This window comes from Chitinophaga sp. CB10 (genome assembly GCA_001870995.2).
Taxonomy (GTDB): domain Bacteria; phylum Bacteroidota; class Bacteroidia; order Chitinophagales; family Chitinophagaceae; genus Chitinophaga.
The window spans coordinates 109,959-135,690 of sequence record MLAV02000015.1 but is presented as its reverse complement, the minus strand read 5'-3'; the positions used below and the strand labels follow the sequence as shown (position 1 = coordinate 135,690).

The 25,732-nt window shown below is 50.4% G+C and carries 18 protein-coding genes and 1 riboswitch; of the genes, 10 read left to right on the top strand and 8 right to left on the bottom strand.

Going from position 1 to position 25,732, the window contains the following annotated elements; translation table 11 throughout:
- Nucleotides 1-23: 23 nt before the first annotated feature.
- On the bottom strand, nucleotides 24-1,202 hold the full coding sequence (locus BOC67_RS19610) for a PLP-dependent aspartate aminotransferase family protein (RefSeq protein ID WP_291912661.1): 1,179 nt from the start codon (nucleotides 1,200-1,202) through the stop codon (nucleotides 24-26).
- Between the two features lie 175 nt (nucleotides 1,203-1,377).
- Nucleotides 1,378-1,494, bottom strand: a riboswitch (SAM riboswitch).
- A 132-nt stretch (nucleotides 1,495-1,626) separates the two neighbouring features.
- On the opposite strand from BOC67_RS19610, the gene BOC67_RS19605 reads away from it, so the two are divergent.
- Nucleotides 1,627-2,907: a DUF2851 family protein gene (locus BOC67_RS19605; RefSeq protein WP_291912660.1), complete on the top strand. Its 1,281-nt coding sequence runs from the start codon at nucleotides 1,627-1,629 to the stop codon at nucleotides 2,905-2,907.
- Between the two features lie 318 nt (nucleotides 2,908-3,225).
- On the opposite strand, the gene BOC67_RS19600 is transcribed toward BOC67_RS19605, so the two are convergent.
- Nucleotides 3,226-3,633: an OsmC family protein gene (locus BOC67_RS19600; RefSeq protein ID WP_291912658.1), complete on the bottom strand. Its 408-nt coding sequence runs from the start codon at nucleotides 3,631-3,633 to the stop codon at nucleotides 3,226-3,228.
- A gap of 145 nt (nucleotides 3,634-3,778) precedes the next feature.
- Here BOC67_RS19600 and BOC67_RS19595 point away from each other — a divergent pair, with 145 nt between their 5' ends.
- The 5 genes from BOC67_RS19595 to BOC67_RS19575 all read left to right on the top strand — a co-directional run bounded on the left by BOC67_RS19595 (nucleotide 3,779) and on the right by BOC67_RS19575 (nucleotide 11,574).
- Nucleotides 3,779-4,597, top strand: coding sequence for a hypothetical protein (locus BOC67_RS19595; RefSeq protein WP_291912656.1), 819 nt, complete (start codon nucleotides 3,779-3,781; stop codon nucleotides 4,595-4,597).
- A gap of 36 nt (nucleotides 4,598-4,633) precedes the next feature.
- Nucleotides 4,634-5,533, top strand: coding sequence for a lipoyl synthase (gene lipA, locus BOC67_RS19590; protein ID WP_291912654.1), 900 nt, complete (start codon nucleotides 4,634-4,636; stop codon nucleotides 5,531-5,533).
- Nucleotides 5,534-5,874: 341 nt separating this feature from the next.
- Nucleotides 5,875-7,209: a TolC family protein gene (locus tag BOC67_RS19585; RefSeq protein ID WP_291912652.1), complete on the top strand. Its 1,335-nt coding sequence runs from the start codon at nucleotides 5,875-5,877 to the stop codon at nucleotides 7,207-7,209.
- Between the two features lie 18 nt (nucleotides 7,210-7,227).
- The gene (locus BOC67_RS19580) at nucleotides 7,228-8,367 is read left to right on the top strand and encodes an efflux RND transporter periplasmic adaptor subunit (protein ID WP_291912650.1); all 1,140 of its coding nucleotides are present in this window, start codon (nucleotides 7,228-7,230) and stop codon (nucleotides 8,365-8,367) included.
- Between the two features lie 24 nt (nucleotides 8,368-8,391).
- A complete protein-coding gene (locus BOC67_RS19575) occupies nucleotides 8,392-11,574 on the top strand; it encodes an efflux RND transporter permease subunit (RefSeq protein ID WP_291912647.1) in 3,183 nt (1,060 codons plus the stop codon).
- 115 nt (nucleotides 11,575-11,689) lie between these two features.
- On the opposite strand, the gene BOC67_RS19570 is transcribed toward BOC67_RS19575, so the two are convergent.
- The 3 genes from BOC67_RS19570 to BOC67_RS19560 form a co-directional block, all read right to left on the bottom strand.
- Nucleotides 11,690-12,916, bottom strand: a complete 1,227-nt coding sequence (locus BOC67_RS19570) for an MFS transporter (protein ID WP_291912645.1) — start codon at nucleotides 12,914-12,916, stop codon at nucleotides 11,690-11,692.
- Nucleotides 12,917-12,981: 65 nt separating this feature from the next.
- Complete coding sequence (locus BOC67_RS19565) at nucleotides 12,982-13,371, bottom strand: SdpI family protein (RefSeq protein ID WP_291912643.1); 390 nt, start codon at nucleotides 13,369-13,371, stop codon at nucleotides 12,982-12,984.
- Between the two features lie 119 nt (nucleotides 13,372-13,490).
- Nucleotides 13,491-16,199, bottom strand: coding sequence for an AsmA-like C-terminal region-containing protein (locus tag BOC67_RS19560; protein WP_291912641.1), 2,709 nt, complete (start codon nucleotides 16,197-16,199; stop codon nucleotides 13,491-13,493).
- A gap of 82 nt (nucleotides 16,200-16,281) precedes the next feature.
- On the opposite strand from BOC67_RS19560, the gene BOC67_RS19555 reads away from it, so the two are divergent.
- Both BOC67_RS19555 and BOC67_RS19550 read left to right on the top strand, forming a co-directional pair.
- A complete protein-coding gene (locus tag BOC67_RS19555; protein WP_291912639.1) occupies nucleotides 16,282-16,872 on the top strand; it encodes an RNA methyltransferase in 591 nt (196 codons plus the stop codon).
- Between the two features lie 110 nt (nucleotides 16,873-16,982).
- Nucleotides 16,983-17,813 carry an alpha/beta hydrolase-fold protein gene (locus BOC67_RS19550; protein ID WP_291912638.1) on the top strand — a complete coding sequence of 277 codons (831 nt, stop codon included), beginning with the start codon at nucleotides 16,983-16,985 and terminating at the stop codon, nucleotides 17,811-17,813.
- A gap of 76 nt (nucleotides 17,814-17,889) precedes the next feature.
- Here BOC67_RS19550 and BOC67_RS19545 read toward each other — a convergent pair whose 3' ends face one another.
- On the bottom strand, nucleotides 17,890-20,262 hold the full coding sequence (locus tag BOC67_RS19545) for a ribonucleoside-diphosphate reductase subunit alpha (protein ID WP_291912636.1): 2,373 nt from the start codon (nucleotides 20,260-20,262) through the stop codon (nucleotides 17,890-17,892).
- A 35-nt stretch (nucleotides 20,263-20,297) separates the two neighbouring features.
- Nucleotides 20,298-21,272 (bottom strand): ribonucleoside-diphosphate reductase small subunit, encoded by a 975-nt coding sequence (locus BOC67_RS19540; protein ID WP_291912634.1) that lies wholly within the window; start codon nucleotides 21,270-21,272, stop codon nucleotides 20,298-20,300.
- A gap of 411 nt (nucleotides 21,273-21,683) precedes the next feature.
- Between BOC67_RS19540 and BOC67_RS19535 the strand changes: the two genes are divergently transcribed.
- Nucleotides 21,684-22,325 carry an ABC transporter ATP-binding protein gene (locus BOC67_RS19535; RefSeq protein ID WP_291912633.1) on the top strand — a complete coding sequence of 214 codons (642 nt, stop codon included), beginning with the start codon at nucleotides 21,684-21,686 and terminating at the stop codon, nucleotides 22,323-22,325.
- 1 nt (nucleotide 22,326) lies between these two features.
- Complete coding sequence (locus BOC67_RS19530; protein WP_291912630.1) at nucleotides 22,327-23,439, top strand: hypothetical protein; 1,113 nt, start codon at nucleotides 22,327-22,329, stop codon at nucleotides 23,437-23,439.
- A gap of 599 nt (nucleotides 23,440-24,038) precedes the next feature.
- On the opposite strand, the gene BOC67_RS19525 is transcribed toward BOC67_RS19530, so the two are convergent.
- A complete protein-coding gene (locus tag BOC67_RS19525) occupies nucleotides 24,039-25,592 on the bottom strand; it encodes a hypothetical protein (protein WP_291912628.1) in 1,554 nt (517 codons plus the stop codon).
- Nucleotides 25,593-25,732: the final 140 nt, after the last annotated feature.

Sequence of the window (25,732 nt, the reverse complement as noted above, 5' to 3'; positions counted from 1 at the left end):
GCTTTACAGCTATTTGCGCCACACTATTGTAAAACAGTAATTTGTTTCCCGGCAGGAGAGTTTAATCTGTCCAGTGCCTGTTTCAGGTCGTTGATCAGGTCTTCCGCATCCTCAATCCCCAGGGACAGTCGGATACAGGAGTCCTGCAAGCCCGTTTTCTTCCGGAAATCTTCCGGGATGTTGCGATGCGTCATAGTGGCCGGGTGGGCCAGCATGCTCTTTACGCCGCCAAAGCTTTCCGCCAGTTTGAACAGCTTGGTAGCGTTCACAATGCGGATCGCATTTTTGATGTTATCGCTTTTCAGGGAGAAGCTGACAAGGCCGCCGTAGTTCTTTTGTTGTTTGCGGGCGATGTGGTGATTCTTATGGGTGGCCAACCCGGGATAATACACCTTGTCGATCGCCGGATGCGTGCTTAACCACTGGGCCACGGCCAATGCGTTGGCGCATTGTTTTTCCAGGCGCAGTGCCAGCGTTTCGATACCGCGGATGGTGAGCCAGGCTTCGAACGGACTGAGGATACTACCGGAAATATTCTGGTTGTACCGGATCTGATCCGCCAGCGGCTTGGAGTTCACCACTACCAGTCCTGCGATGACGTCGCAGTGCCCCGCCAGGTATTTGGACGCGCTGTGGATAACAATATCAGCACCGAGCGTAATAGGTTGCTGCAGCAACGGGGTACTGAAAGTATTGTCCACCACGAGCAGGATATTATGCTGTTTGGCAATCTTGCTGACAGACTTGATATCCGAAATACGCAGCGTAGGGTTGGTAGGCGATTCCAGCCATATCACCTTTGTTTTGGGAGTGATAGCTGCCAGCACCTTGTCGGTATTGCTGGTATCAACGAAGTTGACCTTGATACCAAAGCGCTCGAACATGTGGTTGAAAATCTGGAAAATACCACCGTAGGTATCTTCCACCGCCATGATCTCATCGCCGGTTTTCAGCAATTTCAAAACAGCGTCAATGGCGGACATACCGCTGGCAAACGCGAACCCTGCATACCCTTCTTCCAGGTTGCAGATCAGTTCTTCCAGTACCTTCCGCGTAGGATTGTTGGCCCTGGAAAATTCGAAGCCTTTGTTAATGCCCGGTGATTCCTGCACAAAAGTGGACGTTTGATAGATAGGCACTGAAATGGCGCCTGTCAGTTCGTCTACCGGAATGCTGTGAATCAGTTGTGTTGCTGTTTTCATTGTCAGAACTGTTTTAATGATGTCAGAATATGGAAATACATTCTGCAACTTTATCACTAAAATCTAACTTAAACAACCACAAATCCATGAAGGGAGGGAGAGGAGCAAAAAAAAAGCTCTTCCTTTTGTTGGAAGAGCCTTTCAAATATATTTCAGGTGAAGATTAATCTCTGCCAACTTATCTTTCCCCGGTACGCCCGGGGCAGGAATTAGCACCTTTTTCCTGACTTGCAATTCAGGAAAGGTTGCTAAGGCATCGTAGGGCCAGACCCTCCGCCTTTCTGGATAAGTGATGTGTAAGAACTGGGTGCAAAGGTAACGGCAGTTGATGCAATTTTCCAAATCCCGTTGCTAAATTTTTTTCCGGCGCCTGATTTTTTATTGCCAATCCTGCACTAATTTTAGAAAAACCAACCATATCTATATGCCTGTTAACCCTTTGCTCCGTGAGGAGTTACTCCAGTTTATCTGGCAGTATCGCCTGTATAACCAGCGCGATCTGCAGTCTACCAATGGGGAGAAAATTTTAGTCCTCCATCCCGGTTCCCGCAACCTGCACGACGGCCCGGATTTCACCGCCGCCAGCATCCGCATCGGCAATACCCGCTGGATGGGTAATGTGGAGCTGCACCTCCGCAGTACGGACTGGTTCCGGCACCGGCACCAGCATGATGAGCGGTATGCCAACATCATCCTCCACGTCGTGTTCTATCACGATGATGACCGGCTGCAGGTGCCCTGCCTGGAATTACAGCAGTACGTGCCCAAAATGCTGCTGCAGCACTATGCTTCCCTGAAAAATGCGGCAGGCTTTGTGCCCTGCGAAGCCCAGGCCGCCACCGTGCCCCGGTTGTGGTGGAAGTCGTGGATGGAGCGCCTCCTGGCGGACCGCTGGGAGCAGAAAATGCAGCAGTGGGAAGCCTGGCTGCAACACAGCGGCAACAACTGGGAGGAGCTGCTGTACCGGGTCATGGCGGAAGGCTTTGGCCTGCCGCTGAACGCCGCTCCGCTGCTGGATGTAGCCAGGGCCCTCCCGTACCGGGTATTGCTGCGCTATTGCCACCAGCCGCTGCTGGCGGAGGCCCTGCTCTTTGGCCAGGCGGGCCTGCTGCAGGGGGAGTTTAAAGACCCTTATCCCGCCTCGCTCCAACGGGAGTTTCGCTGGCTGCAACATAAACACCGCCTCGCGCCCCTGCCGCCCAGTCGGTGGGAGTGGCTGCGGGTGCGGCCTGCCGGCTTTCCCACTATGCGCATAGCGGCATTTGCGGCTTTGTGGCATCAGCAGCCCCGTTTACTCGGCAGCCTGCTGGAAGCCGGTACTATTGCCGGTTTACGGCAGTTGATCACCGCGGCGCCCACATCTTACTGGAAAACCCACTATAAACCCGATAAAGAAGTAGCCAAAACCGTTAGTATGGGCCCCAAAGGGGTAAATGGCTTATTGATCAACGTGGTATTGCCTTTCCTCTATTTCTACGGGAAGATGAAATCTTCCCTTTACCAGCAGCAAAAGGCAATGGATATGCTGCTCAGGCTCCCCGCCGAAGATAACGTGGTAATCCGTAACTGGAAGCAGCACGGGGTGGCGGCGGAGAATGCGCTGGAATCCCAGGCATTGCTGCAGCTGAAGAAGTGGCATTGCGACAGGAAGAGGTGTTTGGAATGCGCCATTGGAGCAAAGTTGCTGAAGGGGAGTGTAGGGTAGGGGGGAGGAATACTCCAATATCCGGAACAGTGTAAACTTCCGCTTCAAACAGGCGGGCTCCCTGGAAAAATTCGGTGATAGCGCCAAATACCGTGTTCAGGAACCCGATATCCCAGGTGGCGGCAGCGCCCACGGCTTCGCCCAGATCGGCGTGTATGCATGGCCTACCTGCCGCGGCGTAGCGAGGATAGCGCCATCCAGGTATTGCGCGCCTGCGCTGTGGGCCCATGCAACGCCTGATTATCGGACCGTAGAAAAACGATAAAAAGAAAAGGGCAGGATATGCCTGCCCTGCCCTAAAAATATCACGGTCCCGGATCACCAGTTAAATACCACCGTCTGCTTAATATCCGGATGTATGCTATACGCCACCGGGCAAGTGTGCGCCGCCTTTTCCAGCACCGTCCTTTCCTTCTCGCCCAATCCATGACCGGCAGGGAAATCGAACGTTACATCCACGCCTACGATCCTGCGCGGGTCAGTACCCATGATTTTTTTGATGCTCACCTTCGTGCCGTCAATATTCCATTTGCTCTCACGGGCACGCATACCCATAATGGTCAGCATGCAGGAGCCCAGCGCCGTAGCCACCAGGTCAGTAGGGGAAAACCTTTCCCCCTTGCCATTGTTATCAACAGGGGCATCTGTTTCAATAACAGATCCGGATTGCAGGTGCGTTGCAGTAGTGCGGAGTTCGCCGGTGTATATTATTTCAGCTGTATGCATGGTTATGCTTTTTGATTTATATGCAAGTTACATATTGTAAACAAACCATAAAATAAGTGTATTTTTAATTATCATAACATAACAATACCTTTATCCAAGCGTTTAATAATTATATCAACAGCCCATTACTGTGAAAAAATTATACTTGATAATCCTTATTTCAGCGATCAGTGGCTTAGTATCAGCACAATCCACGTCTACGGACAACCGACCCAATTCCGGCAAGTCAGAAAAAGAACAGCGTAAGCTGAAGAAAATAAAGGTCTTCAAGGAGCAGGAAGAAGGGGAAAACGTATTCCAGCGCGATTTCTCCCTGGGAGGCCGCCTGAATACAGACGGCTGGAGCGGCTTTTTTGAGCTGGGCTACCGGAAAAGCCGGAAAATCGTGAATTATTTCCAGTTTGAGGTGTCCGAGAAGAAAAGCCCCAAGGAAGACAAACTCCAGGCTATCACCCCCCTGGGCTTCAGCGCCCGCCCCTTCATCTACGGTAAACAGAATAACTTCTACCCGGTGAAACTGGGCGTAGGGCAGCGCTACCTCATCGGCGGCAAAGCCAATAAAAACGGCGTGGAGGTTTCCGGTATCTATTACGGCGGTATCTCCATCGGCCTGCTGAAACCCTACTACCTGAGCGTAAATGCCGGTAACGACCGGCTGGAAGATATTAAATATGATCCTAATGGACCGTATGCGGACGTATTCCTGGACGATGCCTCCATCTACGGCGCCGGCGGTTTCGGCAAGGGATGGAGCGAGCTGAGTGTGATCCCCGGGGTACATGCCAAGCTGGGACTGCGTTTTGACTGGGCTCATTTCAATGAAGTAGTGAGCGCGCTGGAATGCGGCGTGAACTTCGAAATGTACACCAAGAAAGTACCTATTATGATTAATGATTATAATAAGCAGTTCATGTTCAACGCTTATGTAGGTCTTCAATTCGGGAAGCGCTGGAATAAGAGATAAGTATTACCTTTGTTTTTCTAAAGAAAGGAGTAAGCGATGCAAGAATTACCCGTATTAGCTGCCGAACCGGCCACCACAAGAGTGAAAAAGCCCGACTGGCTGCGCGTTAAATTACCGATAGGAGAGAACTACAAACAGGTAAGAAACCTGGTAGATACCCATAAATTACATACCATCTGCGAAAGCGGTAACTGCCCTAACATGGGTGAGTGCTGGGGAGCCGGCACCGCCACCTTTATGATCCTGGGCAATATCTGTACCCGCAGCTGCGGATTCTGCGCCGTAGCTACCGGCCGTCCCGATCCTGTGGATAACGACGAGCCGCAGCGCGTTGCCGAAGCCATCTACCTCATGAAGGTGAAACATGCCGTTATCACCTCCGTAGACAGGGACGAACTCAAAGACGGCGGCTCCATCATCTGGGCCAATACCATCAAAGCCGTACGCGCCCTCAACCCGGGAACTACCATGGAAACGCTCATCCCCGACTTCCGCGGCCAATGGGAAAACCTCCAGCGCATCATCGACGCTGCGCCGGAAATCGTATCCCATAACCTGGAAACCGTAGAGCGCCTCACCAAACAGGTACGTATCCAGGCAAAATACCACCGCAGCCTCGAAGTGATCCGCCGCCTCAAAGAAGGTGGTATGCGTACCAAAAGCGGTATCATGCTCGGCCTCGGCGAAACCAAAGAAGAAGTCATCCAGGCCATGCAGGACCTGTACGATAACGGTTGCGATGTAGTAACCCTCGGCCAATACCTGCAGCCAACGCCTAAACACCTCCCGGTAGTACGCTTCGTACACCCGGACGAATTTGCAGAACTGCGCGAAATAGGATATAACATGGGTCTCGACTACGTAGAGGCCGGACCGTTAGTACGCTCCTCCTACCACGCGGAAAAACATATTTTCAGCGGTCGAAATAAAGGATGACCGGTGTCTAACTTCATGTAATTGTTAAAATCCACCCAACCGGGTGGATTTTTCTTTTTAGTACACTATCTTAGCGCCTCGTTTAAATTTACCTGAAAACGGCACGAAACCCGTTGCTAACCTACTACCTGAGTGTGTTAACTTAAACACTGCCTGTTATCTGCGACTGCACAGCATTAGCAATTGAATGCACTGAACTTTTTGCAAGTCTTATGGATTTGCAATATAGAGGACGATAATCTGGCTATAATACATGTATCTGCGTATATACCTCTGCGTTATTTCCCGCTTATTGTCCTCCGAGATTGGAACAAAGAAGAACTGAATGTCAAAAGCCTTTTATGAAAAGAGCATTTTACCTGTTAGCTGTGTCGTGCGGAATGTTATTTTCCGGCCAGCTTCACGCGCAGCAGTCATCGGACTCCTTGCTGACTTCCGCCACCCTGCAGGATTGTATCCGCTATGCACTGGCCAATCAGCCGCTGCTCCACCAGTCGCTGATCGATGAAGCCATCACCGACCGTACCATTAAAAGCAAACTGGCGGACTGGTACCCGCAGGTACAGCTGGACGCTAACCTGCAGCACTACCTGGAACTGCCTACCTCCATCTTCGGTGGGAATCCTACCAAAGTGGGCGTAGCCAATACCTCCGGGGCTACCTTTACCCTTAACCAGAACCTGTTTACCCGCGACCTCCTCCTGGCCAGCAACACCGCCAGGGACGTGCGAAAGCAGATCAAACAAACCACTGCCAGCAACAAAATTGACGTAGTGGCCAACGTTAGCAAAGCGTACTACGATGTGTTGCTGACGCACCAGCAAATCAGCGTTTTGGATGAAGACATTCTCCGTTTGGAACGCTCGCTCAAAGACGCGGTGAACCAGTACGAAAGTGGCATAGTCGATAAAACGGACTACAAACGCGCTACCATCTCCCTAAATAATGCGAAAGCCCAGCGCAAATCAGCGCTGGAACTGGTAGCTGCCAAACAGGCTTACCTGAAGCAACTCATGGGATACCCGGCCAGCAGCCCGGATATTCCTATTGCCAACGATACCTCCCGCATGGTTGCGGAAGTGAACAGCAGCGATACCAGCGTAGTAGTGGATTACCAAAACAGGATCGAATACCAGCTCCTCAAAACCCAGCAAAGCCTCCTGCAGGCCAACATCCAGTATAACAAATGGAGCTTCATCCCGAATGTTTCCGCATTCGTCAACTACGCCTTCGCCTGGCAGAACCAGAACTTCGGTCAGCTGTACAGCACCAACTACCCAAACTCCCTGTTGGGCGTAAAGCTCTCCGTACCCATCTTCCAGGGCGGTAAACGCATCCACAATATCAGGATGGCCGAACTGCAGCTGCAACGCAACGAATGGGATTTCGAAGCGCTGAACAAAGCCATCAACACCGAATACACGCAGGCAATGGCAGCCTACAGGAGCAACCTCAACGACTACCTGACGCTGAAAGAAAATGTGGCCATGGCACAAGACGTATATAACATGCTGCAACTGCAATACAAGGAAGGCATCAAAACCTACCTCGATGTGCTGATCTCGGAAACTGAACTGCGTACGGCTCAACTGAGCTACTACAATGCCATGTACCAGGTACTGAGCAGCAAAATCGATCTGCAGAAAGCATTAGGAACATTAACAGTAAATTATTAAAAGGTAACCGGAACGGATATGAAAAAAATGAATCACTTTGTCTTCTTAAGCGCTGCCGGCATGCTGGCCTTTTCTGCCTGCAAAGGACCTGAACAAAAAGGCGCGCCTGTAATGCCCCCCACGCCGGTAAACATCGTGGAAGCCAACATAGCGCCCGCAGTGTATTACGATAAGTTCCCGGCTACCGTAGTAGCGCTCAACCAGGTGGAACTGCGCTCCCAGGTATCCGGCTTCATCACCGGCATCTTCTTCCAGGAAGGGGAAGTAGTGCAGAAAGGCAAAGTCCTCTATGAAATTGACCGCCGCAAATACGAAGCTGCCTACCGCCAGGCGGAAGCCAGCATTGCCAGCGCGCAGGCCAACTATAACAAGGCTAAAAAAGATGACGACCGCTATAAACGCCTCGCAGAACAGGATGCGGTAGCCCGTCAGATCCTCGATAACGCGGAAGCAGCCCTGGAAACCTCCCGCAGCCAGCTCGCTGCTGCGCAGGCCAGCCTGCTCGCCGCACGTACTGACCTCGACTATTCCCTCATCAAAGCGCCGTTCACCGGCCGTATCGGTATTTCGCAGGTGCGTTTAGGCGCACAGGTGAGCCCGGGTTCCACCCTGCTCAACACCATTTCCAGCGAAAACCCGATCGCGGTGGACTTCGTGGTAAACGAATCGGACATCGCCCGCTTCGCAGAGCTGCAGGGTAAAGCAACCGCCGGCGATACCACCTTCCGCCTGCAGTTATCCGATGGCTCCATGTACGAGCAAAATGGCCGCCTGCTGGCAATTGACCGCGGAGTCGATAACCAGACGGCCACCATCCGCGTACGCGTGGAATTCGCCAACCCGGACAATAAACTGAAAGACGGTATGAGCTGCGTCCTCAACGTACTCAACAAACAATCCGGCGATCGCCTCATCATCCCTTACAAAGCCCTCACCGAGCAAATGGGTGAATTCTTTGTATTCGTGGCGAAAGACAGCATCGCAGAACAACGTAAAGTGCATCTCGGACCAAGGATGCGCGACCAGATAGTAATCATGGATGGCCTCCAGCAAGGAGAAAAGGTTATTACAGAAGGCTTCCAGCGCCTGCGCGACGGAGGCAAGATTCAGATAGGTATCCCTGCCGCACCGCAAGGCGCAGCAGCAGCGAAGAAATAAGTTCACGAGAATCAACATTAGATCATGATTGCAAATACTTTTATCAAAAGGCCGGTAACAGCGATAGTGATTTCTATCGTACTGGTACTGGTGGGCTTATTGGCGATGACGAATCTGCCTATCGGGCAGTATCCTGAAATCTCCCCGCCCACTGTACAGGTTACAGGTACCTATACCGGCGCGGACGCCCAAACCGTGGAACAAACCGTAGCCACCCCCGTGGAAGTACAGGTAAACGGTACCCCCGGTATGACTTATATCTCTACCAACAACACCAGCGCCGGTCAAATGAGTATGACCGTTAACTTCGAAGTAGGTACGGATATCAACATCGCCGCGCTGGACGTACAGAACCGTGTAGGTATTGCGCAGCCAACGCTGCCGCAGGAAGTACAGCGTTTAGGGTTGACCGTTAGAAAGCGTAACCCGAGTATCCTCATGCTCGTAGCGCTCTACTCACCCAAAGGCACACACGATATCACCTTCCTCGACAACTATACCAACGTATATGTAAAGGACGCGTTGCTCCGCGCAAAAGGCGTGGGTGATATCTTCACCCGTGCGGACGACTTCTCCATGCGCATCTGGCTGAAGCCGGATAAGCTGGCCCAGATGGGCGTTACCGCGGACGAAATCCGCGCCGCCCTCCAGGAACAGAACGCGCAGATCACCGCCGGCTCCGTAGGCGCGCCACCGCAACCGGTAGGCCAAACGTTCGAATACAACATCTTTACCAAAGGCCGTTTACAAACGCCGGAGGAATTTGGTAACATTATCGTGAAGACCCGCCCCAGCGACGGTTCCATCGTGTACCTGAAAGATGTTGCCCGCATCCAGCTGGGTAAATTCAACTACTCCGGTAACAACTTCGTGGATGGCCGCCGCGCCGCCTACCTCCTCGTGTACCAGGCGCCGGGCAGTAACGCGATCGAAACCGCTGCCAACGTAACCGCCGCCATGGAAGACCTGAAGAAGGCTTTCCCGAACGATGTGGATTACGTAGTGCCATTCGAATCCGTATCCGTGGTGAAAGTATCCATCGAAGAGGTGGTGCATACCCTCGTGGAAGCGCTGATACTCGTGGTACTGGTGGTATTCCTCTTCCTGCAAAGCTGGAGGGCAACCATTATCCCTATCCTCGCCATCCCGGTGTCTATCATCGCTACGTTCATCTTCTTCATACCGCTCGGCTTCACCATCAATACGCTGACCCTCTTCGGTTTCGTACTGGCCATCGGTATCGTGGTGGATGACGCCATCGTAGTGGTGGAGGCAGTGCAGCATAATATAGATCACGAGAAGATGTCGCCCAGGGACGCAACCATACAGGCGATGAAAGAGATCTCCGGGCCGGTAATAGCCATTGCGCTCATCCTGGCCGCGGTATTCGTACCGGTAGGGTTTATCCCGGGCATCGTAGGTCGCCTCTACCAACAGTTCGCAATCACTATCGCCATCTCCGTACTGATCTCCGCATTCGTGGCATTGTCCCTCACGCCGGCGCTCTGTATCCTCATCCTGCGGCCTATGCACCTGGATAAGGATTCCAAAGGGCTGAACAAGTTCTTCTACAAGTTTAACCGCTGGTTCGGGCATACGACCTCCCGCTACTCCATGGGCGTGAAGAAGACGATTAAGTACTCCCGCCTGGCGCTTATCCTGCTGCTCTGTATCTTCGTTGGTACGGCTATGCTGTTCAAGGCCAAGCCAAGCGGCTTTATTCCTACAGAGGATGAAGGCCGTATCATCATCACCTTCGACCTGCCGGAATCCTCTTCTACAGAGCGTACGGTAGCGGTCATGCAGAAAATGATGAAGGACCTGGACGAAACCCCGGGCATCGCGCACTATGCCGCCCTCGGTGGTTTGAACGCGGTGAACTTCTCCACCAAATCCAACAGCGGTACCATCTTCTGCCAGCTGAAACCATGGGATGAGCGTAAAGCGGATTCCTTACAGGTATTCGGTTTGGTGGCTACCCTGCAGAAAAAATTATCCAAGTATAAAGAGGCCAACCTCGTCGTGATCCCGCCACCGGCAATCCCGGGTCTGGGGCAGACGGCCGGTTTCTCCTTCGTGTTGCAACAGCGTACTGCCGGCGATATCAAAGCGTTTGAAGGCGTGCTGCAAAACTTTGTAGCCAAAATCAACCAGCGTCCGGAAATTTCCAGGGCGTTCTCCTTCTTCACGGCCCGCACACCGGGTTACCAGCTGGATATCGACCGTGAAAAGGCGAAGAAAATGGGCGTGAAGATCTCCGATATCGCTACCGCCCTGCAAACCTACATGGGTAGCGCCTATATCAACGACTTCACCATCTACGGCCGTAACTTCCGCGTGGTAACCCAGGCGGATTCCTCCTACCGCGGGGATATCAAGAACCTCAGTCAGCTCTTCGTCCGCAACACTGCGGGCAACATGGTGCCACTGAGCGCGCTGACGTCCTACAAGGTAGTGGAAAACGCGCCGGTGATCTCCCACTATAACCTCTTCCGTTCCGCGGAAATCAACGGTAACCCTGCTCCGGGCTACAGCTCCGGCGATGCGATCAAAGCCCTGAAAGAAGTGGCCGCACAGGAATTACCGGAAGGATATGGCTACGAGTTCTCCGGTTTGAGCAGGGAAGAGTTGCTGTCCGGAGATAAGACCGTGTACATCTTTGCATTGTCAATCATATTCGTATTCCTCTTCCTCGCGGCGCTCTACGAAAGCTGGTCCGTACCATTCTCCGTACTGCTGGCCGTGCCTATCGGGGCCTTCGGCGCCATCCTCGTACTCACGTTCCTGCCTAAACTGAGCAACAACGTGTATGCGCAGATTGGTTTGATTACGCTGATCGGTTTGTCGGCCAAGAACGCGATCCTGATCGTGGAATTTGCGAAAGAACGTGTAGACAGGGGTATGGATGTAGTCACCTCCGCCGTGGAAGCGGCCAAGCTGCGTCTGCGCCCAATCATCATGACCTCCCTGGCCTTCCTGCTGGGTATTATGCCGCTGGTACTGGCGTCAGGCGCCGGTGCGGAAGCGCGTAAAACCATGGGATGGACGGTACTCGGCGGTATGTTTACCGCTACCTTCCTGGCCATCTTTATCGTACCGGTACTGTTCGTGGTAATCACCCGGCTGGCTTACGGTAAAGCAAAACTGGAAGAAATGAAGAAAATGTATAATAATGTACCTGATCATGATATCCAGGGCCGCCCGTAAGAAATAAATAAGCATATAAAAAAAGACCTGCGTACTTCACGCAGGTCTTTTTTTATGTAGTAAGTTATAGAATAGCAAGCCGGTTAGCTTTATCGAATCTCACATCGCCATGCTCCTACGCCTCCTGCACCGCCGCTCTTCTACTCAACACCCCCACCCGGTACATCACCACGATAGACGCCAATATCAGCACCAGGTAACTCACGCCCAAATTCCCGCCATCCTTAGCCGGGAAAGTAGCTGTTATCACATAACTCAGCAACGACACAATCACATAACACAACCCGCCGGTTAAGCCGCCGGCAATCCCCGCATTCTTCGGAAACTTCGCCAGGCAGTAAGTAAAATAGTTGTTATAGGTAAATCCTGCGCCCACGTGGATCAGGAAGGCAAATATCAGTATAACCGGCAGCGTGTGCAGCCGCTGCAAGGCCAGCAGCATAATAACGGCATACAGCAGCTGTAATACCACGTTCGTCGTCATCTTACGGGTAAATGGTTTATTGATCAGCGCCTTGCCCACAAAACCGCCTACCATCCACGCAAAGCCGAGCAGGAGGGAGCAATACCCCGTAATCACCGGCGACAAATTAAAATGATGCTCAATAATAAACGGGCCGGACATATTATACACCATCACCATGCTATACCCCAATCCCAGCATAAGAATACCGAGTACAAAACTGCCGGTTTGCAACATGTCCGCATAAATGCGCGTGATGCGCGTAAGATGGAAAGCCGTTGCATGTTTCAGCGTTTCCCCGCTGAAAATCGCTTCCATCACAAAAAGCACGGCAGCAATAATAGCCAGGAAATAAAAGTTGGACTCCCAACCAAAGCTCACCTCCAGATACCCGCCTATAAACGGCGCAACGATTGGCCCGGTTGACCAAATAATCGTAAACAGGCTCAGGTAGTGCTTTAATCTCTCCCCCGAAAAAAGATCCACAAAAAACGCCCGTTTGGCCACCACCATAGCGGCAATAGTGATGCCGTGCACAATCCGCATGGCATAAATCACGTATATGCTGTGCGTGTTGGCGATGGTAATGCAACTCAGGAAAAATATAAGAATGGAAAAAAGGGATATCTTATAACGCCCGTAACTGTCCAGCAGGCCGCCTACAAAGAGCTGCGACACGCCGTAACTGATGAGGAATAAACTGAGGGTAAGCTGGGCCTGGCTGTTGCTGATGCCAAGGGCCGCGGTCATTCCCGGCAGGGAGGGAATGTAGATGTCCGTCGCAAAACCGGACATCGGTATCATAGCGAAAGCCAGCAGGGTGGCTATTCCTATATTCTTTTCCCGGATCGGTTTCAACTGAACTGCGCTGTCTGTCATAGATTCAAGTATTGGTTCTTCAGACAGCAAAGTTGGCGCTTTATACAATAAGAAATGTCATACAACTACAATTTTGGCGGAACCCTGCGTTTGCCCTCTTCGTCAAATTCGTTGCTGAGCATCCATTCCGTATCGCCTACAATATACAGCACGCCGGCAACCAGGGCGCCTACGGTGATGTACATAAACCAGTCGGACTGGCGGTCAAAGATTAACGCGCAGCAAATGCCGATCAACATAAGGATGCCCCCTACCTTTTTGGAAACCAGCGCGGCATCCCTGTTGGCAGCCTCCCACATCTCCTGGTTGCGGGTGGATAGGAAGCTGCGGTAACCGTACCAGGCGTTTACGCTTTTCGGCGGGAAACGCGCAATAAGGTATCCCATAATAACAAACAGCAGGCCCCCCAACAAGGCGGCGTTACAATAGGTGCTGTGCACAAAGGAGGTGATCATGGCTGTCCGTGTTTATACGCTCTATATAAGATACAAATAATTCGGGACTTTGTTCTTAAAAAAAGAAGACGGGACAAGGCCCTAAGCCCTGTCCCGTCTATTATCCGGAAGTGTATGGTTTAATTTTTCGTAGAATCGGCGGCCGGTTTCTTCTTTCCAAACAGCCCTTTAATCACCCCCTTGGCAGATTCTCCCGCCTGTTTGCCAATATCCTGCACTGCATTACCACTGCTTGCAGCCGTACTGTCCTTCTTGCCAAAAAGCTGGTTTTTCAACTCATTCTTCGCGGCATTCACGGCATTGTTCTTCAGGCTGTTCACTGAGTCGCGCACCGCGCTCTTCAGGGTGTCCACCTTATCTTTCACCAGCGCGGTGGCCTGTGCCTTAATATTATTGGCGCTTTCGCGGAGGTCCGTTTTCAGGGAAGGCTTCAGGATATTACCGCCCATGGCAATGGCCAGGTGTACGCTGTCGCCCAGCTGTACCGGTATGCCCTTGCTTTGCGCCTGCGAAGCCAGGCTGTTTACCAGGTTGTTGCCGGCCGTACCCATCAGGCTGCGGGGCAGCGCCAGTTGCAGGTTGTAGTCGAGCGACTGGTCAAAGCCGTGGCTGCCGCTGATATCCATTCGTACGCCGTTCACCGTTACCTTGAACGGATTTACCTTCACGCGGCCGTTTTCAAAAGCAAAATAGTTTTTAATGTCCCGCAGGCTGATGTCCTTTAACTGGGAGATGTTCAGGCTGCTGGCCAGCTGGTCTACCGGTGCAAATTGCTTTAACACCCCTTCAATCAGCAACAGGTTACCATCGCCCGTGAGGGTATTGAGTTCCGGCATCATGTCCTTACCGAGTTTACCATGCATGGTGAGCTGGGAGGAGATTTTACCATTCAGGAACTTACCGATCGGCATCAGGCTTTGCACGGTGTTGAAGGCGTTAAACGTCTGTTGTATATCCACGCGCTGCACATCGTAGGTAAGATGAATATCCGGGTTCAGCTTGCTCGCTTTGGTGCTGTAGCTGCCGCTGATGGCCATGGTCCCCTGCAGGGCTTCCGCCTTCAGCTGGTTCATGGTCACCGTTTCATCCTTCACGGTGAGGGCGCCGGATAAGTTGTTGAGGTCCACTTTATCGTAGTGTACTTTACCTACATTCGTCTGTAATGCGATGTTCAGGTTCGCCGGCACGGGGAATGGCGCATCGCTGGCGGGTTCGGCGGCTTTCTTCTCCGCCGGCGCAGCAGTGGTGCTGGTAGGGGAAGTGGCCATCCATTTGTCCAGGTTGATCTGGTCGGCCTTCAGGTTGAACTTACCGTCCAGCGCTTCATTTTTCAGCGTATAGGCGAGGAGGTTATTCACTTCCCCGTTGGCCTCAAAATGTGAACCCAGGTATTCCGCGTTAAGATCCTTTACCGTTACGTTCTTCGGGTTGAACTGCAGGAAAAGGTTATTCACCTTCACGCCATCGGGATAGTCCTTGCTTTTATACAGCAGGTGGCTGAGTTGCAGGGTGCCGGCAGCATAGAATTTATCGTACTGGCCTTTTTCCACCGCACTCATATTTCCTTTGGCGCTGATGTCCGCATCCAGGATGCCCTGCAGCGCAGTGCCGGCTTCCAGTTTCACATACTGCGGGATGGTGGCCAGGTCCAGCTTTCCTTTCGCGGAAGCGTCCACGTACATGTCGGATACCGGCGTTTTCACCAGCATGCGCAGGTCCAGCGGCGTATTATCCATTTCCAGGTGGCCTTTGGGCATATCCACTACCGTATGGTCAGGCACGCCGTCCGGGTTGGTGATATTCACCGCCAGCTGGATGTTTTTCACCGGCTTGGGCAGGTCCGGATATTGGAAGAAGCCATCCGTTACGGCCAGTTTAAGGCCGAAGGCCGGCATTTGGACACTGTTGTAATTCCCATTTACAAAACCTTCGAAAGCGGCTTTACCGCTGGTTTTGATCTTATCGAAATCGCTCGCGTAGATGGCGGGTACTAAAGAGAGGAGGTCTTTAAACTCGTTGCCGGGCGATTTGAATTTGAAATCCATCCCGTACGTGGTATCGTTCACAAATTTGAACAGGCCTTCGAAATTCAGTACCAGGTTGTTGAGAGCAGCTTTCGCATCTTTCAGCGTGTAGGTGCTGGTAGTGTTATCAATCTGTATAGCCGCATCCAGGTTGGTTTTTACCCGGCTAAGGTAGGGGATGAGGCCATATTTGAAGGTAATGCCGGCAGCGTCAGTATGGGTGTTCAGGGTAAACTGGTCCTGCGTGAAGTCGCCGTTACCATCGTGGTTCAGGCCATCCACTTCCAGGAACATATTGCCCTGCCGGTCGTCGTAGCTCACATAAGCATCTGAGATGCTGTATTTGCTAAGGCGGAGGGCAAAGTTGCTCTTACTGGTATCAGCGGGCGTTTGCGCGCTGGTATCCGGCTTGGTAATATCCCAGTTGGCATGCCCGTCCTTATCCACAATTGCGTGTATGCGTGGCTGTTCGAGGGCGACGTTGTAGATTTCCATTTTATCTCCCTTGATCACGCTCATCAGGTTTAGCGCCACGTCAATTTTTTTGACGGCTACCAGCGTATCTTCCCGGAAGCGGTCTTTCCCCGTGATGCTGAGGTCTTCCAGGGCTACGGCCAGTTTCGGAAAATGTCTGATCAAACTGATATCCACGTCTTTAAAGTCCACTTTGGCGTTCAGCTGGTCGTTCAGTTCAGTCTTAACGCGGGCCATGATCTTATCTTTAAAGAAATATGGAATGGCAATAACAGCGATAATCAAGACGATAATTGTGATGCCCACAATTTTCAGGATCTTCTTGAGCATAGGTTTGTAAGATTTAATTATGTGGGGTGAAATTACCTTATTTCGTAATTTTACGGCCTTCAGGATAAATATTTTTTTTGATATGACACCAGAAAGACGGGAAAGATTGTTGTCCGTTTTGAATAAACGACAGGGTAATTTGACGGTAGTACTGGAAAATGTGCAGGACCCGCACAATATTTCCGCTGTTATGCGTACATGCGATGCCGTTGGCATCCAGGAGATCTACGTGTTGAACACGAAGATCCCCCGCCACAAAAAATGGGGCGCCAAAAGCAGCAGTTCTGCCGCTAAATGGCTCACCGTACATCAGTTCGACAATTTGGAGGCCTGCATGGCCGCCCTGCGCGCCAAATATGACAAGATACTGGCCACTCACCTGGCGCATGACGCCGTGAGCCTCTATGATATTGATTTTACCGGCTCCGTGGCCCTGGTCTTCGGGAACGAACACGAAGGCGTCAGCGATGAGCTGATCCGCCTGGTGGATGGAAACTTTATCATCCCGCAGATGGGAATTATCAAGTCCCTCAATATTTCCGTGGCCTGCGCCGTGAGCATTTATGAAGCCATGCGCCAGAAGTCCCTCGCAGGCCATTACGACAAGCCCGGGCTGCCGGAAAGCGAGTACAATGCGCTGTTGGAGAAATGGGGATTTGAAGAAGAGGAATAGTGGTCAAAATTTTTATAACCGGCCCTGGCAAGCATTGCCGGGGCTTCGTTATTTATTAACCTTTTGTTTGCATTAGCCGGTGTATTTTTTAGGGGAGAAAAATCACCTGTATGACTATACGCCCAATCGTCCTCGCCACAATAGCCCTGCTCGCGGCATGCCAGGGCAAACCTGCTGCTGAAGGCCCCCCGCCCGCCGTAAATGCTGTTTTTAGCGTGTATAGCAAGGCAGTAGGGGACAGCTTTCAAATCCGGGTAGCCGTACCGCCCGGGTACCAGCCAGCCGGGAAATATCCCGTAGTGTACGTGCTGGATGCAAACCTGTATTTTGATATATACGCAGCCACCATGCGCCGGTACAGTGAGGTCGGATTATTACCGGCTTGCATTGTGGCAGGTATTGGGTATCGTGATTTCAGGAGTATGGACTCCCTCCGCAACCGGGATTATACCTTTCCGGTAGCTATCCCGGAATATGAAATGCCGGTGAGCGGCGGTGCGGATAAATTCCTGCAATTCCTCCGGGACGAGCTGACGCCTCTTATCGACCGGCAATATGCAACGGACCCGGCTAAACGCTGGCTCATGGGCCACTCGCTGGGCGGGTACTTTACCCTGTTTGCGTTGCAGCGCCAGTTGAGGCATAACGCCAGGTTGTTTGACGGTTTCATCGCCGCGAGTCCTTCACTGCATTATAATCATTATTACCTGCTGGATAAGTTCACGCCGGCTAAAGGCAGCACCTTACCCCGCAGGGTGTATATCGCTTACGGCGGGCAGGAAGATGCGGATACTACCCTGCGGCCGGCCGCCGCTGTGCTGGCGGGATTAAAAGCGAAGCTGCCGCTTGCCTGCAGTACGGCGCTTTATACGGACCTGGATCATATGGATACACAGTTGCCGGCATTCGTAAAGGGTTTGCAATGGATAAGCGGGGAATAACGCCTAAGGATATACGAAAAAGGCGCTTCATCACGAAGCGCCTTTTCTGTACTTACTAATTTATAACCCGTTGTTATTATGCGGAGCAGGTTACGCAACCTTCTTCCATGGTGCAAACTGCGCCAACAGGAATCTCGTCGATAGAAGGCGTTTTGGTACCCACCACAGGTTGTACCTGTTGGCCGGCCTGTTTTTCAACAGTGAACTGTACCGCCTGTGCGGCTGCCTGCGTACGCAGATAGTACATGCCGGTTTTGAGGCCTTTCTTCCAGGCGTGGAAGTGCATGGAGGTCAGTTTACCGGTGGTTGGCGTATCTACGAAGAGGTTGAGGGACTGCGACTGGCAAATGAATGCGCCGCGGTCTGCCGCCATATCGATGATGTTACGTTGTTTGATTTCCCAAACTGTTTTGTACAGCTCCTTGATGTTGGCCGGGATTTCGTTGATATTCTGGATAGAACCATTGTGGGCAATGATTTTATTCTTCATATCGTTATCCCAGAGGCCCAGTTCTACCAGGTCTTTCAGGAGATGTTTGTTCACTACCACAAATTCGCCGGAGAGTACGCGGCGGGTATAGATGTTGGAAGTGTATGGTTCAAAACACTCGTTGTTACCGAGGATCTGTGAAGTAGAAGCGGTAGGCATTGGCGCCAGCAACAGGGAGTTGCGGATACCGTCTTTCATCACGGATGCTTTCAGGGCATCCCAGTTCCAGCGCGGGGAAGGCGTAACGCCCCACATGTCAAACTGGAAGATACCTTTGGAAGCAGGAGAGCCAGGGAAGGTCTCATAAGCGCCATCACGTTTGGCCAGATCGTTGGAAGCGGTCATGGCTGCGAAGTAGATGGTTTCAAAAATTTCGCTGTTGAGCTTTTTGGCTTCATCGCTTTCGAACGGATAGCGCAGCAGGATGAAGGCGTCTGCCAGTCCCTGCACGCCCAGGCCGATCGGGCGGTGACGTCTGTTACTACGTTCTGCTTCTTCAACAGGGTAGTAGTTTTCGTCGATGATCTTATTCAGGTTGAGGGTAGCCTGGTAGGTTACCTCGTATAATTTCTGGTGATCGAACTGACCGTCTATCACGAAGCGTGGCAGCGCCAGGGAAGCCAGGTTACATACGGCTACCTCGTTGGCATCGGTGTATTCGATAATCTCTGTACAGAGGTTGGAGCTCTTGATGGTACCCAGGTTCTGTTGGTTGGATTTGCGGTTGGCAGAATCTTTATACAGGATGTACGGGTTACCGGTTTCGATTTGCGCATCCAGGATGGCAAACCAGAGTTCCTGCGCTTTTACGGTTTTGCGGGCGCGGCCTTCTTTTTCATATTGCTCATAGAGCGCCTCAAACTCTTCGCCCCAGCATTCGTGGAGTCCCGGAGCTTCGTGTGGGCAGAAGAGGGACCAGTCGCCGTTCGCTTCCACGCGCTTCATGAACAGGTCCGGCGTCCAGAGGGCATAGAACAGGTCGCGTGCGCGCAGCTCTTCTTTACCATGGTTTTTACGCAGGTCCAGGAATTCGAAGATATCGGCATGCCATGGTTCCAGGTAAATCGCGAAGGCGCCTTTACGCTTACCGCCGCCCTGGTCTACATAGCGCGCAGTATCGTTGAATACGCGCAGCATAGGAATGATACCATTGCTGGTACCGTTGGTGCCGCTGATATAAGAACCCGTAGCGCGGATGTTGTGGATGCTTAATCCGATACCGCCGGCGCTCTGGGAAATTTTTGCCGTTTGTTTCAGGGTGTCATAGATACCTTCGATGCTGTCGTCCTTCATGGTGAGCAGGAAGCAGGAAGACATCTGCGGCTTTGGCGTACCTGAGTTGAAGAGGGTAGGCGTGGCATGTGTAAACCAGCGCTCGCTCATCAGGTTATAGGTTTTGATCGCGGATTCGATGTCCTCTTTGTGAATACCAACGGACACGCGCATGAACATATGTTGCGGACGTTCCCTGATGCGGCCGTCTGTTTTCAGCAGGTAGGATCTTTCCAGGGTTTTGAAGCCGAAATAGTCGAATGCGAAATCGCGATCGTAGATGATCGTGGAATCCAGCAGCTCCGCATTTTTCTCGATGATTTCATATACCTCATCAGAGAGCAATGGCGCAGGTTTGCCGGTTTTCGGATCAATATATTCATACAGGATCTTCATCGTTTTGGAAAACGACTTCTCTGTATTTTTATGCAGGTTACTCACTGCAATGCGGGATGCCAGCAGTGCATAATCCGGGTGTTTGGTAGTGAGGGACGCAGCTGTTTCTGCGGCCAGGTTGTCCAGTTCGGTTGTTGTTACGCCATCATACAATCCCTGAATCACTTTTTTCGCTACATCAATTGCGTCAACATATTCAGTGTTGAAGCCATAGCAGAGCTTCTCGATACGTGCAGTGATTTTATCGAATTTCACTGCTTCTTTCCTGCCATCTCTTTTAATTACGAACATGGGTGGTGAATTTAAGAGGTTAGAAAAACTTTAGATTAGAAATCTTCTTCCAGACTGAAGGTCTGTGATTCTTTGTTGCCGCCGAGTACGCCGGCTTTCTGATAGTCACCTACACGTTTTTCAAAGAAATTGGTTTTACCCTGGAGGGAAATCATTTCCATGAAGTCGAAAGGATTGGTAGCGTTATATATCTTGCTGTAGCCCAGTTCGGACAACCATCTGTCGGCAACAAACTCAATGTATTGCTGCATCAGGCGGGCGTTCATACCGATCAGGTCTACCGGAAGCGCATCTGTTACAAACTCTTTCTCAATTTCCACCGCGTTGCCGATGATCGCATGTACCTGCTCTTCGCTGAGTTTGTTTTCCAGCATGCTGTACAGCAGGCAGGCGAATTCGCAGTGCAGTCCTTCATCGCGGGAGATCAGCTCGTTGGAGAAAGTCAGCCCCGGCATCAGGCCGCGTTTTTTCAGCCAGAAGATAGAGCAGAAGCTACCGGAGAAGAAGATACCTTCTACCGCTGCAAATGCTACCAGTCTTTCCGCGAAATTGCCGTTCTCAATCCAGCGCAGCGCCCACTCCGCTTTCTTCTTCACCGCAGGAACGGTTTCGATCGCGTGGAACAGGCGGTCTTTTTCAACCGGATCTTTTACATATGTATCGATAAGGAGCGCATAGGTTTCAGAGTGGATATTCTCCATCATGATCTGGAATCCATAGAAGCAACGAGCTTCCGGGATCTGTACTTCGCTCATAAAGTTCACAGCCAGGTTTTCGTTAACGATGCCATCGCTCGCTGCGAAAAATGCCAGTACATGTGAAATAAAGTGACGCTCGCCATCATTCAGGTTAGCCCAATCCTTTAAGTCACTGCCAAGATCTATTTCCTCTGCAGTCCAGAAACTCGCTTCATGTTTTTTATATTGCTCCCAAATCTTTGGGTAGTTGATGGGCAATAACACAAAGCGATCCTTGTTCTCTTTTAAAAGAATTTCATTCTCGTTGTTCATATAAATATTTTATGGGTACTGTCGAAGGTTTCTCTTTCCATTAGGGGGTTAGCATGACTAAAAATCTTTATACCACGCTACATCAATTCCAACTCATTCTTTCGAAATCCATACGCCCAGGATTACAAATGTAAGAGCGATTAGTTAGTAGGGAAGATATAGTTTTCAACAGGTGTGGAAAAAGAGTGTGGGTATTGTTAAACATCAATCTGGTATTGGGTTTGACGATTTTATCAGGCAAGTACATTCGAATAATTTTTATGTGTGCAAACCAACAAGATATATGCCTGTTTTTTATACTGAATAATCTAAGTGAATGACGGTCAATAGAAAAAAAGTCGATGAAAAAATGTGACAATTTGAGGATATTCATATACAATTTTTCATATTTACAGAATTAATAATTTCTATATGGCGGACCAGGTTATTTCAATGCAATCGGTGAGCAAAAGCTACCAGGATTTCCAGGTACTGGACATCCCGCGGCTGGATTTATCCACCGGTATCTACTGGCTGAAAGGGGAAAACGGCGCAGGGAAAACGACTACCATGAAGGTTTTGGCCGGCGTGTTGCCCTTCCGTGGAAACATTACGCTTAATGGTCATGTGAACAGCCGGCAACAGCCGGTGCAATACCGCCGCCTGATCAATTACGCAGAAGCGGAGCCGCTGTATCCGGCGTATCTGACCGGCCGCGACTTACTGGAACTCTATTTCCGGACGAAAGGAGGGGACCGGCAGCCGGTATTGGAGATGTCCGCCAAAATGGGTGTGGATAACTTTGTGAATAACCCCGTAAGCAGCTATTCCAGCGGGATGCTGAAGAAATTGAGCCTGCTGCTGGCCTTCGTGGGAAAACCATCCATCATTCTGCTGGATGAGCCGCTGATCACCATCGATGCCAAAACGATCGCGCAGCTGTATGACTTCATCAGGGAGGTGCATGCGGAAGGGGTGAGTTTCATCATTACTTCCCACCAGCCTTTGGATAGCGGAAGGCTTTCCATTGCCGGAACGCTCACTATTGAAAATAAAAATCTTATTCTGAACTAGCATGGGCGTCTTCAACCGGATTTTTGTACGCAGGTTTTTTGTGGAAAACATAGGTTTCTTCCTCATACTTTTCTATTTCCTGTTTGGCGTGGTGAATGCGTCTAACCTGTTGTATTATCACATGGGGTTAATGGAAGGATTTTTAACAGGAAATAGTTTCCTCGCGCTTGTATTGGTACTGTGGCTATTGTATAATTTCAAATGCATCGGGTTTGTAATAAAAACACTGCAATTGCCGCAGTACAGTTTTTTGTATGATACAATGACCTGCATGGCTGCCCGCGAGCGTAAAACGCTTTGGTGGCGACTCCATTTCAGGATGTATTTACCGGTGTTTATCTATGGCGGTATCGCCGCTGTATTAGGCATATGTAAGCAGTATTTTGTACCCGCGGCAATTATCCTGGTATTTAATATGGCCATGTGCATCTGGCCGGTGTGGTTATACGAAAAAAAACTCTGGCAGCCGGATGTATTTTTCTTTGCTACCAGGTTTTCCCGCTGGCTGAATAAGTTGTTCATCAAACCGCCGGTACTGTATTTTTATTACGAACTATTCACCGCTTTTCCACGCAAAATATTCACCACCAAAATATGGTCGGCCGCTGTATTATGGCTTACCTTCTTCCTCATGGGGCAAAGCGATTTCTACGACGTGCGTGCGTTACAGTTAGGCATGATCGTAAGCGTGTTGTTACATACCCAGCTAATGATCCATCACCGCGCGTTCGATGAAATATATCTTCCGTTTATGCTGAACCTGCCGATGAGCACCTGGCGGCATTACAGCCGGGTGGTGGGGATATATGCGCTGATGCTCGCGCCGGAAGCGATCATGCTGTTTTTCCAGTCGGCCGGGCATTTTACTTTGTTCCCGTTGTTTACATGCATTGTAACAGGTATTTCCATGCTGATCCTGTTTCGCGTATTGCTGTATTTCCCGCGGATGAATGCGGAGGTGCATTTGCGTTGGATATTGGTGATAAGTTTTGTGATGTTGTTTATGATTCTGGGAGATGTTACCTGGTGGGCGATATTGGGGTTGCATGTGTTGGCTGCGGGAATATTTTTCAGGAAATTTTGGGCGTATGAACCCTGGCTGGAGAGCGAGTGAAAAGCCTTTCCACACCGTTAAATAATGCATATTCGATGCGCTTTTCCCTTGCAACCTATTATACCACCTCCCATAAGGAAACACTTCCGCCAATGGCATTTTCACCGGCCGGAATATCCTATTGCCGATTCCACTTTCCTTGCGGCAGTAAATCTTTCCCCCAAAAAAATAAATTACCCGCCATTCTCCACACACGCGGTTGCCCCCGCGAAGTAACCTTCCGGAGCAACAACCGCTACAAATCACTGCACCGTCTAAAATGCAATCACCTGCTGCCTACTTTTCAATCCTGCAACGGCATGGAAAATGAAATTTTATTAGGGAGGGGGAGAAAAAGCCTGGACGTTAGACGTCATCCAGGCATTTATTTCGCTTAAAAATTTTGCATCTGAAAAGATGCTTATACTTTACGAACACAACTAAATTAGCGCATTAAATTTTATCTGCCAAAAAAAATAGCAGAAATTTTCTTTCGCCTGTAACCCTTTGCTACAGCCAACTCTATCAAATTGATTTTACTATTCTTAAAACAATAATCCCAATTTCCTTAGCAACGCCGCCCAAAAAAAAACGACCATCTCCGATGGCCGCTTCCTTACTTAAATTCTTTTCTCCTTATTCAAAAACTTCCGCTGTATCACATCCTGCACCGGTATCCCCTCTATCTTACTCTCCAGCCACGAAATAATATCCAGGTAGAGGAACGAACGCCGCTCATACGGATCCTGCGAAATCACTTCCAGCCTGTCCTTCAGGTCAGTGAACGCACTGCGCAGCTCCTTCGGATTCGCATAAATATACTTACGCAAAAACTTCATAATCTCTTCCATCACCAACCCCAAATCCTTATGCTTGGAAATAAAGTGATACACGGATTTGATCAGGTATTCTACCAAACTGTAGTTCTCCAGTTCGTAATGCGCAATCAGATGCAGGATGCGCGCAAAACATTGTATGTCCGCCCGCAGGTTGCCTATCTTTAAATTGATAATCTTATTCAGGTACACAATCGCCTTGCTGTTATCCCCGCTACCAAAATACAAACAGGCAATCTTGTAATAAAACACCAGCACCCGGTGCTGATCTATCTTCAGCGAATGATTCCCGATCTCCGTTTCCAGCTCCGGCACCATCGCCAAACCCTGCGTGAACGTGCCTTCCAGGAAGTACCGGTTGATCTTCGCCGTGTAGAGGTACACAAAAGCGGATGTTCGCGTGTTCTCATGAAAATCCTCCCCGTTGGCAGCAATGAACTGCTCCAGCTCGCACAAGGCCGTCTTGAATTTCTCAAAATTGGAAGTATAAAAATGCGCCGTCAGCAAATTATGCTGGGCCTTGATGTAAAGGTCCATGTCCGTCTGCTGCAACGATGGATACTGCTTAAACAGGTCCACCCACTTCTGCGTGTACCGGTAGTACATCACAAAATCCTGCAGGATGTAGTAATACCAGCAGCTCGCCTGGTACATATACACCTTCTCGTAAAAACTCATTTCAGCCAGGCCCCGGGGCGGCAACTGGCTCTCGAAAAACGATTTCACCATCTCCGCATCCCGCTCATTGCGCGCATGCCCCAGCTTTAAATACAGGCCATACATCCGTAAGGACAACGTCGACAACATGCTGATATTCGTAATCTGGTGCTGGATCTGCTTCGATTCCGCACTCAACGCCTCAGCACGGTTTTCCAGGCTGCGGGTAATATGCCGCGACTCAATCAGCTTCTCAAACTCCACAATCTCATACGCCAGCATCACCTCCTCCTGCTCAAAAGCCATCGTCTTGGCCTTTGCCAGCACCTTTAAACTCTGGTTATATAAGCCTTTATTGTACAACACACGGGCATAGTCCAGCTGCTCGCGGAGGTCAATCACCGCGTCCTTCTGCTTGTAAAGCTGGCGTAAACTGGTCAGTAAATGCTTGTACAGATGAGCCTTTACATTCGATAACTGCTGCTTCTTCAGGTCGGGAACCTTCCTCAGTATCTGCTCCTCATCATATTCCTTCATCTTGTCCAGCGTGTTGAACAACTGGATGAAAAGTACATCTTCCTTCGTGTTATTCTTATTAAATGCCAGCTGAAAACTCCTTTTTTCAGCTTTCGTTAGCGTTTTTATTAATATGAATAAAGCATCACTTTGACTGTTGGGCATCGTTAATAAAATCTTATAAATGATTGAAAAACAAGTATTTAATGTTATTCAATCGCGTTTATAGGTTGTAATTAATACAAATTTAGCGATATGGCAAATAAATATCGTCCATTAGATTTGAAGGTATAAACAATTTAAAA

Excerpts from the sequence above, each read along its gene's own strand:
- BOC67_RS19610 (WP_291912661.1), bottom strand. The coding sequence starts at position 1,202 with ATGAAAACAGCAACACAACTGATTCACAGCATTCCGGTAGACGAACTG.
- BOC67_RS19605 (WP_291912660.1), top strand. The coding sequence starts at position 1,627 with ATGCCTGTTAACCCTTTGCTCCGTGAGGAGTTACTCCAGTTTATCTGG.
- BOC67_RS19600 (WP_291912658.1), bottom strand. The coding sequence starts at position 3,633 with ATGCATACAGCTGAAATAATATACACCGGCGAACTCCGCACTACTGCA.
- lipA (WP_291912654.1), top strand. The coding sequence starts at position 4,634 with ATGCAAGAATTACCCGTATTAGCTGCCGAACCGGCCACCACAAGAGTG.
- BOC67_RS19585 (WP_291912652.1), top strand. The coding sequence starts at position 5,875 with ATGAAAAGAGCATTTTACCTGTTAGCTGTGTCGTGCGGAATGTTATTT.
- BOC67_RS19580 (WP_291912650.1), top strand. The coding sequence starts at position 7,228 with ATGAAAAAAATGAATCACTTTGTCTTCTTAAGCGCTGCCGGCATGCTG.
- BOC67_RS19575 (WP_291912647.1), top strand. The coding sequence starts at position 8,392 with ATGATTGCAAATACTTTTATCAAAAGGCCGGTAACAGCGATAGTGATT.
- BOC67_RS19570 (WP_291912645.1), bottom strand. The coding sequence starts at position 12,916 with ATGACAGACAGCGCAGTTCAGTTGAAACCGATCCGGGAAAAGAATATA.
- BOC67_RS19565 (WP_291912643.1), bottom strand. The coding sequence starts at position 13,371 with ATGATCACCTCCTTTGTGCACAGCACCTATTGTAACGCCGCCTTGTTG.
- BOC67_RS19560 (WP_291912641.1), bottom strand. The coding sequence starts at position 16,199 with ATGCTCAAGAAGATCCTGAAAATTGTGGGCATCACAATTATCGTCTTG.
- BOC67_RS19555 (WP_291912639.1), top strand. The coding sequence starts at position 16,282 with ATGACACCAGAAAGACGGGAAAGATTGTTGTCCGTTTTGAATAAACGA.
- BOC67_RS19550 (WP_291912638.1), top strand. The coding sequence starts at position 16,983 with ATGACTATACGCCCAATCGTCCTCGCCACAATAGCCCTGCTCGCGGCA.
- BOC67_RS19545 (WP_291912636.1), bottom strand. The coding sequence starts at position 20,262 with ATGTTCGTAATTAAAAGAGATGGCAGGAAAGAAGCAGTGAAATTCGAT.
- BOC67_RS19540 (WP_291912634.1), bottom strand. The coding sequence starts at position 21,272 with ATGAACAACGAGAATGAAATTCTTTTAAAAGAGAACAAGGATCGCTTT.
- BOC67_RS19535 (WP_291912633.1), top strand. The coding sequence starts at position 21,684 with ATGGCGGACCAGGTTATTTCAATGCAATCGGTGAGCAAAAGCTACCAG.
- BOC67_RS19530 (WP_291912630.1), top strand. The coding sequence starts at position 22,327 with ATGGGCGTCTTCAACCGGATTTTTGTACGCAGGTTTTTTGTGGAAAAC.
- BOC67_RS19525 (WP_291912628.1), bottom strand. The coding sequence starts at position 25,592 with ATGCCCAACAGTCAAAGTGATGCTTTATTCATATTAATAAAAACGCTA.